Here is a 16,800-nt window from a genome sequence, read left to right as displayed (position 1 = left end):
TGGCGCCGTCGCCGCCGCCGAGCACCTGGGCTACCGCGCCGCCGAGTGAAGACTCCGAGCTCATCAAGAGAAAAGTACATATTATTCACAATATAAAATCAAAAAAATGGAAAAGAATTTTCAAGACCAAGTAAATGCCATGAATGAAATGGTAGTAAAAGGTGAACTCATTAACGCTGGTGAAAAATATTTTGCACAAAATATAAAGACCATCGAATTTGACGGAACAACGACAATCGGAAAACAAGCTGTAATGAAGAAGTTAATCGATTTTATGGCCTCAATTAAAAAGGTAAATAAACTCGAGCTACTGCTATCTGCCGCTGATGACAATGCTTCTTTTTCAGAATATCTTTTAGATTTCGATATGAAAGATGGAAGTAATTTTTCTTTACACGAGATAATCCGCTCGTTATGGGAAAATGGCCAGGTGATAGAGGAGCGGTATTTCAAAGGCTAGCACAAGAACAAATATTAGTAAAACAAGGGAACTAAAATTGCAACAAAAGAAAATTTATGGATAAAGTTACTTTAAAAGCGACACTTATTAAAGCACAACAGGAAACACTTAAGCATCTGAGGGAAGAATATGCAAGCTACCAAAGCGGAGGCAATCTTAACCTTGAGGATGTTCGAGATGCTGATGACAATTCCCACCGGGAGCAGACAGAAGAATATTTGCAGGCACTTCAAAGGCAAATTCTACAACGAAACGATGAAATCGAAATGCTTCGCAAGTTAGATTTTGGTAGTAAAGGTATTGTTTCGGAAGGAGCAGTAGCCCTGGTCAATGGCCAATATTATATCATAGGGATACCTGCGTGTCAATTCGACCTTGAAGGAAAGCATTTTGTTGCAATGTCCCCTGATGCTCCTTTTTACCAGGCACTTATGGACAAGAAACAAAACGATTCCTTTGTTTTTAATGACAAGACCTTTATGATTGAATCAATTTTTTAAATTTAAACCTAAAACTATGCTAAAATGGCTTGATGTTATAAAATTTTCGGATTTTGGCAATCCTGTTCCCGATAAAAGAGTAGAAAAAACAGAGGAAGAATGGAAGGCGCTTCTGTCACCAGAACAGTTCAATATCGCCCGGCTTAAAGGTACAGAACGAGCATTCAGTTCTGATCTTTGCTCATATTTTGAGCCTGGTAGATACGCATGCGTTTGTTGTGGCACAGAACTTTTCGACGCTGAAACAAAATTTGAAAGTAGGTCAGGATGGCCTTCTTTTACGCAACCGATAAAAGAAAATGCGGTTGCCTACCATAAGGATATCACTTTTGGCATGCAACGTATTGAAGCCGTCTGCAATACTTGTGATGCCCACCTGGGGCACGTTTTTCAAGATGGTCCAAAACCCAGTGGGCTACGCTATTGTATGAACGCTGTTTCCTTGAATAAAGTGGCCATCAATGAGAAAAAAATAGATATTGGCGGAGGTTGCTTTTGGTGTACAGAGGCTATTTTTCAGCGAATTATCGGTGTGGTAAAAGTAGAGAGTGGATTCAGTGGGGGAAGTGTTGTTAATCCTACCTATAGAGAGGTGTGTGGTGGTGCCACCGGCCATGCAGAGGTAATAGAAATAACTTACAACCCTGATGAAATAACTTTTGATGACCTATTAAGAATACATTTGAGTACCCATAACCCGACTACGGTAGACAGACAGGGAGCCGACCGAGGTTCACAATACCGGAGTGTAATTTTTTACAGGTCTGAAGAAGAGAAACAATCTGCAATGAACGTTATCGATGAGGTGCAAAAGGAATATCCGGACATGATCGTCACCCAACTGGAAATGTTCGAACATTTTTATAAAGCAGAAGATTACCACCAGAATTATTATAACAGGAATCAGGAAGGAGGATATTGCCAGGCAGTAATCGATCCAAAGCTAGCAAAATTTCGGAGTGTGCATTATGAGAAATTAAAGCAATAACAAAATATCTATTAATTAAAAGTAAGGCTATTATGGGGGAACAGCAGATTGAAAGAATAAAATGCCTGATCATAGGTTCAGGTCCATCGGGCTATACAGCTGCTATTTACGCGGCTCGGGCTGATCTAAAACCTGTCTTGTATTCTGGATTGTTTATCGGTGGGCAGCTCACAAAAACCTCCGAGGTTGAAAATTACCCAGGCTATCCTGATAGCATAATGGGCCCGGAAATGATGGCGGCCTTTCATAAACAAGCGGCCAGGATGGGTGCGGATTTACGAATAGGGTATGTAAGTACTGTTGATTTTTCCCACCCCCCCTATAAAGTTACCATCGACGAGAAAAAAATAGTCTTGGCTGATACAGTAATTATAGCTACTGGGGCCACTCCAAAATGGCTGGGACTTGAGTCAGAACGGGCGTATGCAGGCAGCGGCGTCTCAGCCTGTGCGACTTGTGACGGTTTCTTCTTTAAGGGACAGGATGTCGCGATTGTTGGAGCCGGGGATACAGCAGCAGAGGAAGCCTTGCACTTGGCTAAACTTTGCAGAAAGGTATACGTATTGGTTCGTAAAGCGAACTTCAAGGCATCCAAAACAATGGTTCGTAGAGTCGAAAATACGACTAATATTGAAGTCTTGTTCAACGTGGACGTAAAGGAAGTGCTCGGAAATGGACAAAAGGTAAATGGTGCTCGTTTGTTCAATAACACAACAGAGGAGGAATCTACATTAGACGTAACAGGATTTTTTGTTGCGATCGGCCATCAACCAAACACAGAGATATTTAAGCAATGGATCGTTATGAATGAATCAGGTTACATTACAACAAATAATTGTTCTACAAAAACAAATATTCCAGGTATTTTCTGTTGTGGTGATGCTCAAGACCCCATTTATCGTCAAGCGGTTACCTCCGCTGGAAGTGGTTGCATGGCTGCACTTGATTCCGAGCGGTTTCTATCGGCAATGGAGCATGATTCAGTGGAGTAATGGCCAATTCTGGGGCTGGTAATCAGCTACATGGTATAGGAGTCAATGAAATACCGAAAAGGAGTATAATGATGGAACAATCTTTAAATTTTATTGTAGCAATTATTCAGGAAGATATTCAAAATCAGGTTTATAGTGAAGGGATCGCTACGAGATTCCCACCTGAGCCCAACGGATATTTACACATTGGGCATGCTAAATCTATTTGTTTAAACTTTGGACTCGCATTAAGATACAAAGGGAGTGTTAATTTAAGATTTGACGATACTAATCCTGAACGGGAAAATAGCAGTTATATAGATGCCATCAAAAAGGATATTAGCTGGCTTGGGTTTGAATGGGAAAATGAATACTATACTTCTGACTACTTTGAAACTCTTTATGATCTTGCGGTTAGATTAATTAAGATGGGGCTGGCTTATGTCGATGATAGTAAATCTGAAGAGATTGCTGAACAAAAGGGTACACCACTAGTTCCAGGCGTCCCTAATATGTATAGAAGACGGTCACCGGATGAGAATTTACTTTTATTTGAGGCAATGAGAAATGGCCAATTTAGAGATGGTGAGAAGGTATTACGTGCGAAAATAGACCTGGCTGCGGCCAATATGCACATGAGGGATCCAATCATGTACCGAATCAAGTATGCTTCCCACCACAGAACCGGGAAAAAATGGTGCATTTATCCTTTGTATGATTTCGCACATGGCCAATCTGATGCTATTGAGCGTATAAGTCATTCTACCTGTACTCTTGAATTTGTCGAACACAGACAATTATATAACTGGTTTATCACCAAATTGGAGTTATTCCCCTCCAAACAAATTGAGTTTGCACGTTTAAATATTAAATATATGGTCATGAGCAAGCGGAAGCTGCAACGGCTGGTCGAGTTGGGTTTGGTTGATGGATGGGATGACCCCCGTTTACCAACTATAGCTGGCCTTCGCCGTAGGGGATATACGCCAAAGGCAATCCGTGATTTTTGCGAACGAATTGGTGTTGCAAAGCGAGATACAATCACAGATAGCAATTTATTGGAATTTTGTATTCGCGACGATCTAAATCGATCTGCCCAGAGGAGGATAGCTGTTTTAAAACCGTTGAAAGTAATTATAACCAATTTAGATGAGGCGGCTATTGAATCTATAGATTTGGAGAACTTCCCCGGAGAAGAAACGGCAGACAGTCGTAAAGTTTTATTTACCAAAGAGTTGTGGATTGAGGAGGATGACTTCATGGAATTTCCGACAAAAAATTATTTTAGACTATTTTTGGGAGGAATGGTTAGGCTAAAAGGGGCTTATATTATCTTGTGTGAACATATAGTAAAAGACCTGCATGGCAAAATCATTGAGCTTCACTGTAAATATTTTCCGGAAACTAAATCCGGCAATGAGCAAGAGAAATTCAAAGTCAAAAGTACGATTCACTGGCTAAGCGTTGCTCATGCTGATGCTGCCGAAATTCGACTTTATGATCGGCTTTTTAGGGTGGAAGACCCCAATCAATTGGGCGATGACTTTATAAATTATTTTAATAAAGATAGTGTTGAGATAATACAAGGTGCGTACGTCGAGAAAGATCTTTCAACTAAGGATTATATGGGCATACCTTTTCAATTTATCAGGTTGGGCTATTTTATAAAAGATAAGGATTCAAGTGCTGATCAGTTAATTTTCAATCGAACAGTCGGTCTTAAAGCTGGTTGGAAGAAGACATGAAATATTCGTTGACAATAATCCATAAGCTAATAAAGTAAATATAAACAAACTACCCGTATTGATTCATCCGCTTTAGCAAATGGTTATACAGAATTATTAAGGGAAGAACGAAGGGCAAAATCGAATAATTACTATAAAAAATCTGACGCAATCTCTTCAAAAAGTGAAAAGCCAGGTTTTACAGAAGATATTCTTATTTAAATTATCAATTAATAAAACTTTGTAAAATGGAAAAAATTGAAATACACGAAGGAGAAAAAGGCGTCTCCTTTTTTTCGCTAATTGTAGATGGGCAAGAAGTGGGTAGAATGATGACAAATATCACACCTGGCATATTAAAAGCAGGCTACACAAGTGTTGGTCTCACACAACGTGGCCATGGATATGGCAAAAAATTGATAGACTCAGCAGTAAATTATGCACGTAAAAATAATCTGAAAATAATTCCGGAATGTGGATTTGTCGGGATGATGTTTAACAAATATCCAGAGATCTATGGAGATATTCGAGCCGCACGGTAATTTATTTTTTACTAACAGAAGGACCATGGTTAGCCATGTTTATTTATAACAATACCATGAAGGGGAAGTTGTGCCAAGACTTCAAATAAGATATCATATACCAGATTAGATTATTTGGAGTGGCGCGCTTCTTTTAATATATTTAAATTATTATCTATATTTTTGACTATTATACAATTTAATTAAACTATGGAAACGAAGATTATAAAGCTCTTTCTACGGCTTTCTATTTCGGCCGGCATGTTATCCGCAGTGGCAGACAGGTTTGGATTATGGAGTGAGAAATTTTCATCCTGGGGTAATTGGAATGCGTTTCTGGAATATACTAAGTCAATTAATCCCTGGCTTCCCGCATCTTTCATCCCTGTAACTGGGGCTATTGCAACAATCGGAGAGATAATTTTTCCTCTTTGCCTTCTAATTGGCTATAAAACTGAGTTTTTTGCAAAAATGAGCGGTTTTCTAATGCTTTTATTTGGTCTTTCAATGTGTTTTTCACTCGGCATTAAAGCACCGCTTGATTACTCAGTATTTGCGGCATCTGCTGGAGCTTTTGCATTGAGTCTAATGAAAGAAAAATTCTGGGAAGTAGATACACTATTTTCTTAGCCCGTGATAGCTTTTTAAATTTTAATGGATACAGGTTCTGAATAATGCAGAAAATGCTGCTGCTAAGAGAAAGAGCTACTGAGCATAATAGTCTAATGTGCAGAGTTGCACGTTACAAAACGCAAATTTTCCCTTTCTCGTAAATAGGTTTCCCAATATGGTAATTATTTGTTTCTATTATAAGATTCCTTTGCAAAAAAAATAGATGCACATAAAAAATATCCTATTAGCTATAATTATTACTATTCCTTTTGCTGCCTCTGCACAAAAATCGGACTCCATTAAAACGCAAAATCTCAAAGACCTAGAAATTGTAGGTTTTAAAAATATTCGAGGGATAGGCCATATGCCGGACGTAAAAAATGGGATTATTTACGCCGGAAAGAAAAATGAAGTAGTTATTGTGGATAGTTTAGATGCAAATGATGCCATTAATAATACAAGACAAATTTTAGGACGTATCCCAGGCCTGAACATTGTAGAAACAGAGACAGGCGGTTTCACTGCAAATGGCATTGGTACCAGAGGCCTAAACCCCTTACAAAGTATAGAAATGAATACTCGTCAGGACGGCTATAATATTAGTGCCGATATTTATGGATATAATGAGGCTTATTATATTCCGCCAATGAATGCTGTTCAAAGAATAGAAATGGTACGTGGTGCAGCATCACTCCAATTTGGTGCTCAATTTGGAGGATTAGTCAATTATGTGATTAAAGACGCGCCTACCGATAAAAAGTTTGAATTTACAACGTCGCAAACCATAGGTAGTTACGGTCTGTTCAATTCTTTTAATTCGGTTGGAGGAACTTATAAAAAATTGAGCTATTACGGGTTTTTGCAATATAGGGCAATACAAGGTTATCGTCCCAATAGTCAACAATGGCAGATTTCCGGATTTGGAAAAGTGCAATATAAAGTATCGGAAAAATTGAATCTTGGAATAGAATATTCCTTGCTTCGTAACCAAATAAAAATGCCGGGCGGGTTAACCGATAGTCTATTTAATGTTAGCTCTAAAATGTCTACAAGAGCAAGAAATTGGCTAAAAAGTCCGTGGAATGTCTTAACAGTTTATGCCAATTATGCCCCAACAGAAGCTACAACTATTAGTTTAAAAACGACCTATTTGTTTAGTCAACGTTCATTAGTGTGGCGAAATGAAGATGGCGGCCCCCAGGCCATAGACGGAATAGACCCTGCTACAAATGCTTATGCGCCACGCGAAGTTGGTAATGAAGATATGAAAAACAGCACCACAGAATTTAGATTATCAAAAAGCTACAACATTGGAAATCAAAAAGCAATCCTGTCGGGTGGGTTACGTTATGCGTACGCCTGGTTTAAAAGACAAGGCGGCGGCGAGGGTTCAACAGGGAGTGATTTTGACTTGTCCATTACTGGCGATTGGGGCTACAATTTAGATTTTACAACTGCAAACGTTGCTCCTTTTGTAGAAAATATTTTCAGAATAGGAAATAAGCTGTCCATTACACCAGGTTTCAGATTTGAATATTTACATAGTACTGCAAGTGGATATAAAACAACTGACGACGTCAGGCAAATTACTAATGAGAATCGCAACAGAACATTTCCTTTATTTGGAGTAGGACTGGAGTTTAAAGTCACTAGTAATACAAATGTTTATGGCAATATAACCCAAGCATACCGCCCTATTGACTATAGCCAATTAGAGCCATTTGGTACAACATCTAAAATTAATCCAAATTTAAAAGATGCCTATGGGTTCAATTCTGACTTGGGTTATCGAGGAACTATAAAGAATTATTTGAATTTTGATATAGATGCTTTTTATTTAGCTTACGATAATAAAATTGGTGTTGTAGTTTTAACAGACCCGTCAACAGGCAACCAATATTCGTATAGAACAAATATTGCTAATAGTGTACATAAAGGAATAGAGAGCTATATTGAATTTAATTTCTTAAAATACCTAAATACAGCGTCAAAATATGGGTTAAGTCTTTTCAATTCTTTCGCATATGTAGATGCAAAATATACGAGTGGTGAATATAAAGGAAACAGGGTAGAAGCTGCAGCCAAAACAATTAATCGAATAGGCGTAATTTTTAACAACAGTAATTTCTCTGCTACTTTCCAGATAAATTCTGTTGGTGACGCTTATGGAGACGCATCTAATGTAAAAGCAAGCACCGACCCCATTGCTGGTTACATCCCAGCATATACTGTTTTAGATTTTAGCACCACCTACAAAATAAAAAATTATACTGTTCAACTTGGTGCAAATAATTTGACAAATAAATCATACTTCACTTTAAGGACAGACGAATACCCCGGTCCGGGAATTATTCCATCAATAGGTAGAAGCTTTTATATTGGGCTAACAGCAACATTCTAATTCTTTTCGGGTGCAGTTATCTAAATTTGTTAACATTGGATCTAGTAGGACTGCTTCCAAAATAGGCAGTCCCACTTCGGGGAAATGGAAAAGTGCAATATCGTTTACAAAGCGAAACTGATTAAATTGATCTGCAATGTGGATTAAGGTTTTTGTAGTCTTTACGTCCGCTAATTGCCATTACTGGTTCTGCACCACTTGGGAGTGTTAAAAACCGCGCATAGGCCGAAAGAATCGACGCTATTTTATCTTAACGTAAAGCAAGAAGAAGGGTATCGTTTGTCATCAAAAATATGCTCCAACTTTTGCTTTTTCGAAACTTTATTGATAACCATTATTGTTCCCTTTTTATAAATAGGCCAAGGCGCATTTCCAATACTTATGGGATTACCTTTTTTTATAAAATTTACCCATGCCTGATGTACTTGCTTTGCTAAAGAAATCTCTTCTGACGTGTAATGATGCAGCTTCGGCAAAAACCAAACAAAAGGCATTTCGGCCCCATGGCTGGCGCCCGAAGCATTTTTTGAATAGTCAAATCGATACATCCAAACCTTATCATTTGCCTGAGATAACTGATTGGCAAATCGATAAGAATACATTTGATACATATATTGTGTCAGCGTGGCTATAGCGGCAGAATCGGGACCTACTTCTGTCGCCATTTTTTTATAAGTAGAGAGTACGTAGGAGAAATTGGTGCCGAACCATCCCTTTAGGACTGCCGAGTCTGGATGGTATAAACGTTTATCCATGTTCATAAACAGAATACTCTCTACCTTATTGGTACCAATTAAAAAGTGAGCACGCATGTTTTTATTCTCGGCCACATAATCTCTCGGCCACATCGTAATAGTGTGGCCATCTATTACAGGTCCAAAATAATTTGTGGCTTGTGCTCCTTTACAAACCCTGTTTTGTGCCGCAATTAGTTTCTGTGTAGAAAAATGTAAAATATCTGTGGGATTTGTAATGTGTAATTGGTTCATTATTTTTTGACGAATAGCTAAAGCTGTTTGTCTATCTCTTATGCATTGTATGCTACCGCTTTCCATAATTAGGCCAGAATACAGCCCTTTGGCATCGGGCGTCACAGCCAAGGCACTTGTTAGTTTCGCGCCTGCTGATTCTCCCATAACAGTAACTTTGGAAGGATCTCCGCCGAAAGATTTAATATTTTCTTTTACCCATTTTAAAGCCATTATACAATCCAGCAATCCATTGTTTCCCGATGATTGATACGCCTTTCCAATGTCTCCTAAATACAAAAAACCAAAAACGCCTAACCTGTAATTAATGGTGATGGTAACAATACTGTCATTATCAGAAAAGGCATGCCCATTCTCTCCATTTCCTGAACCGCCAAGCATTGCTCCCCCGTGAATCCATACCAAAACAGGAAGATTTGCTTTGGCATTTTTTGAGGGGCTATAAACATTTAAGAATAAACTGTTTTCGCTTCCTCTTAGCGGATGTTTTCCGTATCCCATTTGAGCTGATTCACTTCTAAAATTTGTACAGTCAATTGTATCTGACCAACTCTGAACAGGTAAAGGTGGTTTGAATCTACTCTGCCCAATAGGGGGCTGGGCATAAGGAATGCCTTTGAACACGAAAGATTCTCCTTCTTTATAACCAACTATATATCCATTTTTAGTTTGTAAATATTCTTTTTGTGCTTTTATTGAATAGGGGAAAAGGTAAACTGCTGCAAAGAAAAATATGACCCAAGATTTGTGGTTAGAATTCATAAAAGAAACTTTGAAATTGGCTAAATGTCTTTAGAAAAAGTTGAACTGATCTATGAAGATAGTCACCTAAGTTAGCGATCCCCTCTATGTTTTCTTAATATTGGGAATAAAAGAATATAATTATATCGACGTTTGATTTGATTCACGATATTTCTTTTGAATGGAAATCAATGTTGTTGTTTTTTGCATAGCTACTAGGTGTAGTGCCAAACTGTTTAAGGAAACTCCTGCCAAAATGAGTTGCAGAGTTGAAGCCAACCATAATGGATACTTCTGATATCGAATATTTATCTTGAAGAAGCAGTTCTGCCGCTTTTTTTAAACGAGTAACATTAATTAAATCATTGGGTGTGATGTCCAAAATGGCCTTTATTTTTCTATATAATGTTGGGCGGCTAATATAAAGACTGCTGCAAAGTGCATCTACATCTAATTCGGGTGTGTCAAGGTTTTGGAGAATAAAACTATTGAGTTTGGTCAAAAATTTTTCATCACCGGAAGAGTGTGTGACGGTTTTTATATTTGTTTGAGGATAAGTAGAGAAGAATTCTTTCATCTTGCCTCTGTTTACCAGCAAACTGGCAATCTGCGCTTGTAAATATTCAGGTGAAAATGGTTTCTCTATATAAGCGTCCGCACCATTTTCCAGACCTTCTATTTTTGAATGTAACGTGTTTTTGGCAGTCAATAAAATAAATGGGATGTGGCTGTATTCTATGTTCGATTTTATTAGGTTGCAAAAGGTATATCCGTCTGTTTCCGGCATTATGACATCGCTAATGATTAATTCGATCATGCTCTTATCTAAAATTTCGAAAGCGGATTTTACACTGGTTACCGCATATACGTCGTATTTGGCTTCTAAATCGTCAACCAGAAAATCAAGAATTTCTTCGTTGTCATCCACAATCAAAATGGATGCTTTTATATTTTCTTTTTCATTCATGACAGCTTATTTACGATGTATGATTTTTATTTGTAGATGGTAAAGTTAGGATGAAAGTATTGAATTTATTATCTTCAAATGTTAGTTCCAAATCTCCCTTGTGTAAAAGGGCAAGAGATCTTGACAGCGTGAGGCCAAGACCCGATCCCGACTGATTTTTTGCGACATCGAGACGATAGAATGCTTCGAATATTTTTTCGCCCATTTCGGGAGCGATTATGTTGCCATCATTCTTAAGAATAATAAAAACCTTTTGTGGCGATTTTTGCGAAAAGGCTGTTTTTATGATTATATTTTTCGCTGCATATTTTATAGCATTATTTAGCAAGTTGGTAATAATTTTTGTGAAAGCTTCTTTGTCAATGTTTACGACTAAAGGTTCATTTTTAATATCAAGTTTTATTTGCAGATTTTTTGACTGAGCGGCCTCTTCAAAGTTTTCAACAATTTCTTTTATGATTTTATGAATGTCTTGAGCTGATAAATTAAGTTGATAGCCATTTACTTCGGTTTTTCTGAAGTCGAGTAGTTCTTCGCTTAGTTTGACCATTCTATCAGTATTTCGATCCATGGTAAATAGATACTTCTTTATACTAGGAAATAGATCCGCCTGTTTTATGATTTTTTCAAGTGGTGCCTTGATTAGGGTTAATGGTGTTCTTATCTCATGCGCCACGTTGGTAAAAAAATCAATTTTAGATTTATATATTTCTTTATCTTTCTCATGTTCTATCTCTTCAATATGCCGCCTACCTTTTTCTATCATCATTAAATGATAACTACGTATGATAAAGCATAATATTGCAAGAACTACTATGAAATATAAGAAATAGGCTGTTTTGCTTTGCCAATAAGGAGGTAATATTTTTATTTTAATTTGCGCTATTTTTCCTTCCCAATGACCGTTTTGATTAGCGGCTTGGACGTTAAAGTTGTAATTCCCTGCTCGAAGCATTGTATAGGCTACTGCCTGATTTGACTGTAAATAGACCCAGTTTTTATCTATGCCCTCCATCCTATATCTATAGCGCGTCATTTTGGGAGCCATATAACTTAATGCCGCAAATTTGATGCTAAATGAAGATTGTTCATGTGTCAATTCCACAAGAGGAATTTCATTTTTTTCAATGGAGAAATTTATGTTCTTATTATCTGCATTTAGAGACGATATAAATATGGGGGCGGTAAAGTCCGAGCTATCAACGTGTTCAGGGTTGAAGCTTATCATTCCTTTTACTGATCCAAAATACATTCGGCCGCAGGAGTCCTTATAAGCTGAGCTATAATTGAATTGGTCACTTAAAAGCCCATTAGCTGTAGTATATATCTTTATAATTTTTCTGGTTAAAGGGTTAAAATGCACCAAACCCTTAGACGTAGTAATCCAGAAACTGTGTTTGGCATCTTCTAATATCTTATATATTGTGCTACCTGGAAACTGTGTATTGGTTGAATAATTTTCAAATAGCTTTTTTGTTTTATTATATTTAAAAAGTCCGCTCCCCTCTGTGCCAATCCAGATGTTATTAAAATCATCATTGAATATAGTGGTTATCCAATTGATCCCTGCGCCATGGTCGGCTGCAAAGTAGCTACGCAAATTTTTTAACTGATGAGTCTTTAGGGATAATTGATATAATCCATTGCCCATTGTGCCGATCCATAGATTCTGACGATTGTCTTCCAGTAATGCATGGATAAAGAAATTGGATAATGCTTTATTTGCATTTTTAAATGTGCCCGTCTTTAAGTTGAACGTATACAGACCAAAACGAGTGCCCGCATATATCGATCCATCAGTCGTGTGGCACAAGCTCACAAAAAAGCTGCTTTTTAAAACCTTTTCGGAACTCTTGTCGGGATAATGATGAATGATTTTCCCCGATGGAATATCCAAGATATCGAGACCATGTTCAAAGGTGCCAATTAATAATTTGGAACCAATATTAAGCAAAGCATGAATATTTGGATATAATTCGAAGTTTTTATTGTTCGTTTTAAAATGCGTGATTGTTTTGTTTTTGAGGTGTAATTGATTTAATCCTGCATCTTCCGTACCGATCCACAAACTGCCGTAATTGTCAGGACATATTTCTCTTACCACATTTCCTGATAGAGAAGTTTGACTATTATTAAGCGGGAAATATTTTTCGAAAAAAGAATATTGCGGATGATAATAATTTGTGCCTCCCGAATAGGTACCTGCCCAAATGCCACCTTCTTCGTCCTTACAAAGTGCGTAAACTGCATTGTCACTTAAAGAATAAACATCACCATATTGCTGTGTAAGGTTTATGTAAGACCTCTTTTTTAGATTATAAATAAATAATCCTGACTCTGTTGCCATCCAAATAGTACTGTCGGTAGCTTGCAAGAAATCGCGCACATAAATGCCGTTATTACTTTTATTTTTAATGAGGATATTCATGTAACTACCGTCTTGCGGGTTGAAGTATTTTGCGCCGTAATTGGCGGTTCCAACTAGTATTTTCCCGTCAGTAGTTGGGACAATCTTTTCGATCCATTTAGATAAGCCTGTTGTTTCATTTTTAAATAAATTATACGTTATAAATGATTGTTTTCCTGGCAGCCATTTTTTTAGTAATCCATTGGGTGTAGCGACCCAGATTTCTTTATTTGGTGTGAAACATACAGAATTAGCAAGGAAATGATTTACTTGAGAATAATTAATTTTTTGGTGACTGTTTTCGTTGAAAAAAATTAAGCTATTACCGGATATCAGCCAAAGATTGCCGGAGCCATCTTTTTGAATAGCACTAACCTCTTTATTGGTGCTTAAAACCCTTAAAAATTTTTCTTTTGAAGGCAGGTATTTATAGACGCCTATTCTCGTCCCTACATACATTTCTCCTTTTTTTGAAAGATACAAACTACGTATATAACTATCACCCAAACCGCTGCTATCCTTACTCCTAAATACATCAAAGCTATAACCGTTAAAACGGTCAAGCCCTTCTTTTGTCCCCATCCAGATAAAGCCATATTTGTCTTGAATGCAACAAAAAACGGTATTATTAGACAAGCCATTTTCCACCTGATAATGCCTGAAATAATATGGTTGGCCTATTATAATTGTATGAAGTGCAATTAGGAATAAGATCGAAAAAAATAAGACCTTTAAGCACTTTTTCCTGATTATCATAAATCAAAATAAAGGAATTTTTACAACGCGTTGGCAATTTTATTACATCTACTGAATTACCAATGGTGTTTGATCTATTTCTTAAAGAATTATAGAAATTCTAGAATCATTGATATGAATTGTTGAATCATTGATATGGATTGTAGAATATTTGTTAATAAAAGCCCACAATTTTACAAACAACTATTCGCTAGATTAATTGATATGCAAACTAAAGGTGTAAATAATGTCACAGATTACAATGGTCATCAAAATATATAGGAAGAATTTTGTTCTCGGAAAAATTGCATAGCTATTGACAGTTACTGGCAATCAGTTAGCAAAACGCAAAGTTGCTCGTTTTTGCTTTTAGATGACGCTTGAAAACAAAAGATGAAATTTTTTTACGTATATATTATTTGTTTCTTATCGATCTTCTTTTGGGGGTGCAATGTATTGAAAAATGCAGAAGCCAATAGAGTCAACCCGACAATTACAGAAGCAGATCCAACGATTTTCTCTTATCATGAAAAATATTATTTGTATGGTACTTCCGGTGATAAAACGGTAAATGAAGGTATTAAGGTATATACTTCCGAAGATTTAAGAAATTGGGAAGGCCCCGCCGGTAAACAGAGCGGGTTCGCACTTAGAAAGGGCAATACCTTTGGATCAAAAGGTTTTTGGGCACCTCAGGTTTTCAAAAAAAGGAATAAGTTTTATATGGCATATGCTGCGAATGAAGAAATAGCAATTGCCTCCTCTCATTCTCTTTTGGGGCCGTTTGTGCAAACGTTTACCCGACCTTTATTCAATGACGGATTTAAACATATAGATCCATTTATAGTGAAAGAGGGAGTGAATTACTATATCTATTTTGTGAAACTTGATCAAGGAAATAAAATTTATGTCGCACAATTGAGCAGTGATTTTTCTGGCGTGATTGCAGGTACTGAAAAAAAGTGTATAGAAGCAACTGATCATTGGGAAAATACTGCAGACAGTGATTGGCCGGTTACAGAAGGCCCTGCGGTAATAAAGCATAAGGGTGTTTACTATATGTTTTACTCGGCCAATGATTTTAGAAATATAGATTATGCTGTGGGCTACGCTACTTCCAAATCTCTTTTTGGGCCTTGGAAAAAAAGTAATCAAAATCCAATTATCAGTAGAAAAAACACGCGCTACAATGGAACGGGGCATGGAGATATTTTTCAGAGTAATAGTGGTCAATACTACTATGTGTTACATGTACATTATTCAAACAAAATCGTGTCCCCAAGAAAGACAGCGATTATGCCATTTGAATTTGTTCCAACTTTAAGTGGAGTAGATTCGATAAAAATAGACAACCAAAATTTTAGCGTATTATGAGATCCGTACTTAAATGTATACAAACATTTGGGTATGAGCTTAGTGTTATTATTGGAATAAAGCATTTTTGATTGTAATATTTTTAATAGAAATAGAGCCTAAATTCGAATGAAAATAAAAAGGACATTTGCCATTACCTGTTTTATAGTCAGTGCTTTTACGGCATGTAAAAGCGATTCTTGCAGCGCGCAAACTCCGGATGTAAAAACTACTTTTAGCAATCCACTTTTAATGACCGGCCCCGATCCTTGGGTCTTTCAAAAAGACGGCATGTATTATTTCTGTCGCACGACCGGTCACGACTTGGAAATTATTGCTACCAGGAAAATGTCGGCATTAGCAGATGCGAAGCCAGTGACAATTTGGAATCCTCCAGTTGGAGAAATGTATTCTAAAGAGTTGTGGGCTCCCGAGTTACACTACTTAGATGGGAAATGGTATATGTATTTCGCCGCTGACGATGGAAATAATGATCATCATAGACTCTATGTAATAGAGAACGCCGATCAAAATCCGTTAACCCATCATTGGGTATTTAAAGGTAAAGTCGCCGATCCAACCAATAAGTGGGCGATAGACGGTTCCGTATTTATGTACAAAGGTATCAGCTATATGACATGGTCCGGATGGGAAGGAGATAATAATGTTAGTCAAAATATTTATATCGCTAAACTAAAAAATCCTTGGACTATACAGGGCCAACGAGTAATGCTTTCTACACCCACTTATGGGTGGGAAAAGAAAGGAAGTGGCCATGGTTTGCCGACGGTCAATGAGGGGCCAGAAGCACTCATAAGTCCACAAGGAAGACTATTTATCGATTATTCGGCCAGTGGTTGTTGGACGGATGATTATGCCTTAGGTCTTTTGTCTTTAAAACAAAACGGTGACCCTATGAACGCGGCGGATTGGACCAAAAGTGATACTTCGGTGTTTCGTAAAAGTATAGAGAATAGTGTTTACGGTACAGGACACAATGGATTCTTTAAATCACCCGATGGTAAGGAAGATTGGATTATCTATCATGCCAATCCGAAAGCAGCAGAGGGCTGTTCCAACTATAGAAGTCCACGTATGCAGAAGTTTACCTGGAATAAAGATGGAATGCCAGATTTTGGTATACCTGTAAAAACAGGTGTTGCGATGGATGTGCCTTCAGGAGAATAATAGTTTCAAATAAAATGGAATAATAAACAATAAATATAATAATCGATGAAGAGACTTATTCAGTCAGTTTTTATAACCCTATTTGCCTTGACTTGTGTAAAATCTCCAGCACAAAGTAATGGCAATGTTGTGGGTAAAGTCTGGACAGTGAATCATGCCAACAAATGGTATGGAGCACACAGGTGGTTGACAGGAGCCGATTATATCCCCAGCAATGCTGTTAATCAACTAGAGATGTGGCAG

The 16,800-nt window shown here is 37.3% G+C and carries 13 protein-coding genes and 1 pseudogene; 11 read left to right on the top strand and 3 right to left on the bottom strand.

Going from position 1 to position 16,800, the window contains the following annotated elements:
- Positions 1-106 precede the first annotated feature (106 nt).
- The 8 genes from ACQR30_RS02190 to ACQR30_RS02155 all read left to right on the top strand — a co-directional run bounded on the left by ACQR30_RS02190 (position 107) and on the right by ACQR30_RS02155 (position 8,177).
- On the top strand, positions 107-460 hold the full coding sequence (locus ACQR30_RS02190; RefSeq protein WP_429730627.1) for a hypothetical protein: 354 nt from the start codon (positions 107-109) through the stop codon (positions 458-460).
- A 56-nt stretch (positions 461-516) separates the two neighbouring features.
- Complete coding sequence (locus tag ACQR30_RS02185) at positions 517-960, top strand: hypothetical protein (protein WP_429730624.1); 444 nt, start codon at positions 517-519, stop codon at positions 958-960.
- Positions 961-976: 16 nt separating this feature from the next.
- Positions 977-1,948, top strand: coding sequence for a peptide-methionine (S)-S-oxide reductase MsrA (gene msrA, locus ACQR30_RS02180; protein ID WP_429730621.1), 972 nt, complete (start codon positions 977-979; stop codon positions 1,946-1,948).
- Between the two features lie 32 nt (positions 1,949-1,980).
- Positions 1,981-2,940, top strand: a complete 960-nt coding sequence (gene trxB, locus ACQR30_RS02175; protein ID WP_429730619.1) for a thioredoxin-disulfide reductase — start codon at positions 1,981-1,983, stop codon at positions 2,938-2,940.
- Positions 2,941-3,008: 68 nt separating this feature from the next.
- Positions 3,009-4,664: a glutamine--tRNA ligase/YqeY domain fusion protein gene (locus tag ACQR30_RS02170; RefSeq protein ID WP_429730616.1), complete on the top strand. Its 1,656-nt coding sequence runs from the start codon at positions 3,009-3,011 to the stop codon at positions 4,662-4,664.
- A gap of 227 nt (positions 4,665-4,891) precedes the next feature.
- The gene (locus tag ACQR30_RS02165; RefSeq protein ID WP_429730614.1) at positions 4,892-5,185 is read left to right on the top strand and encodes a GNAT family N-acetyltransferase; all 294 of its coding nucleotides are present in this window, start codon (positions 4,892-4,894) and stop codon (positions 5,183-5,185) included.
- A 189-nt stretch (positions 5,186-5,374) separates the two neighbouring features.
- Positions 5,375-5,794, top strand: a complete 420-nt coding sequence (locus tag ACQR30_RS02160) for a DoxX protein (protein ID WP_429730611.1) — start codon at positions 5,375-5,377, stop codon at positions 5,792-5,794.
- A 205-nt stretch (positions 5,795-5,999) separates the two neighbouring features.
- The gene (locus ACQR30_RS02155) at positions 6,000-8,177 is read left to right on the top strand and encodes a TonB-dependent receptor family protein (protein WP_429730608.1); all 2,178 of its coding nucleotides are present in this window, start codon (positions 6,000-6,002) and stop codon (positions 8,175-8,177) included.
- Between the two features lie 245 nt (positions 8,178-8,422).
- Here the strand turns inward: ACQR30_RS02155 and ACQR30_RS02150 are convergent, their stop codons facing one another.
- From ACQR30_RS02150 to ACQR30_RS02140, 3 genes are all read right to left on the bottom strand, one after another.
- Positions 8,423-9,928 (bottom strand): carboxylesterase/lipase family protein, encoded by a 1,506-nt coding sequence (locus tag ACQR30_RS02150; RefSeq protein ID WP_429730605.1) that lies wholly within the window; start codon positions 9,926-9,928, stop codon positions 8,423-8,425.
- Positions 9,929-10,070: 142 nt separating this feature from the next.
- Positions 10,071-10,874, bottom strand: coding sequence for a response regulator (locus ACQR30_RS02145; protein WP_429730602.1), 804 nt, complete (start codon positions 10,872-10,874; stop codon positions 10,071-10,073).
- A 10-nt stretch (positions 10,875-10,884) separates the two neighbouring features.
- Positions 10,885-14,037, bottom strand: coding sequence for a ligand-binding sensor domain-containing protein (locus tag ACQR30_RS02140; RefSeq protein ID WP_429730600.1), 3,153 nt, complete (start codon positions 14,035-14,037; stop codon positions 10,885-10,887).
- Between the two features lie 372 nt (positions 14,038-14,409).
- On the opposite strand from ACQR30_RS02140, the gene ACQR30_RS02135 reads away from it, so the two are divergent.
- The 3 genes and pseudogenes from ACQR30_RS02135 to ACQR30_RS02125 form a co-directional block, all read left to right on the top strand.
- Complete coding sequence (locus ACQR30_RS02135) at positions 14,410-15,390, top strand: glycoside hydrolase family 43 protein (protein ID WP_429730597.1); 981 nt, start codon at positions 14,410-14,412, stop codon at positions 15,388-15,390.
- A 108-nt stretch (positions 15,391-15,498) separates the two neighbouring features.
- Complete coding sequence (locus ACQR30_RS02130; RefSeq protein ID WP_429730594.1) at positions 15,499-16,557, top strand: glycoside hydrolase family 43 protein; 1,059 nt, start codon at positions 15,499-15,501, stop codon at positions 16,555-16,557.
- 45 nt (positions 16,558-16,602) lie between these two features.
- Positions 16,603-16,800, top strand: a pseudogene (locus tag ACQR30_RS02125) (hypothetical protein); the annotation flags it as partial.

Origin of the sequence: Arachidicoccus sp. (assembly GCF_050436765.1) — a bacterium.
GTDB lineage: Bacteria > Bacteroidota > Bacteroidia > Chitinophagales > Chitinophagaceae > Arachidicoccus.
The sequence above is the reverse complement of the archived record's forward strand: the minus strand, read 5'-3'. Positions and strand labels throughout refer to the sequence as shown.

Excerpts from the sequence above, each read along its gene's own strand:
- ACQR30_RS02190 (WP_429730627.1), top strand. The coding sequence starts at position 107 with ATGGAAAAGAATTTTCAAGACCAAGTAAATGCCATGAATGAAATGGTA.
- ACQR30_RS02185 (WP_429730624.1), top strand. The coding sequence starts at position 517 with ATGGATAAAGTTACTTTAAAAGCGACACTTATTAAAGCACAACAGGAA.
- msrA (WP_429730621.1), top strand. The coding sequence starts at position 977 with ATGCTAAAATGGCTTGATGTTATAAAATTTTCGGATTTTGGCAATCCT.
- trxB (WP_429730619.1), top strand. The coding sequence starts at position 1,981 with ATGGGGGAACAGCAGATTGAAAGAATAAAATGCCTGATCATAGGTTCA.
- ACQR30_RS02170 (WP_429730616.1), top strand. The coding sequence starts at position 3,009 with ATGATGGAACAATCTTTAAATTTTATTGTAGCAATTATTCAGGAAGAT.
- ACQR30_RS02165 (WP_429730614.1), top strand. The coding sequence starts at position 4,892 with ATGGAAAAAATTGAAATACACGAAGGAGAAAAAGGCGTCTCCTTTTTT.
- ACQR30_RS02160 (WP_429730611.1), top strand. The coding sequence starts at position 5,375 with ATGGAAACGAAGATTATAAAGCTCTTTCTACGGCTTTCTATTTCGGCC.
- ACQR30_RS02155 (WP_429730608.1), top strand. The coding sequence starts at position 6,000 with ATGCACATAAAAAATATCCTATTAGCTATAATTATTACTATTCCTTTT.
- ACQR30_RS02150 (WP_429730605.1), bottom strand. The coding sequence starts at position 9,928 with ATGAATTCTAACCACAAATCTTGGGTCATATTTTTCTTTGCAGCAGTT.
- ACQR30_RS02145 (WP_429730602.1), bottom strand. The coding sequence starts at position 10,874 with ATGAATGAAAAAGAAAATATAAAAGCATCCATTTTGATTGTGGATGAC.
- ACQR30_RS02140 (WP_429730600.1), bottom strand. The coding sequence starts at position 14,037 with ATGATAATCAGGAAAAAGTGCTTAAAGGTCTTATTTTTTTCGATCTTA.
- ACQR30_RS02135 (WP_429730597.1), top strand. The coding sequence starts at position 14,410 with ATGAAATTTTTTTACGTATATATTATTTGTTTCTTATCGATCTTCTTT.
- ACQR30_RS02130 (WP_429730594.1), top strand. The coding sequence starts at position 15,499 with ATGAAAATAAAAAGGACATTTGCCATTACCTGTTTTATAGTCAGTGCT.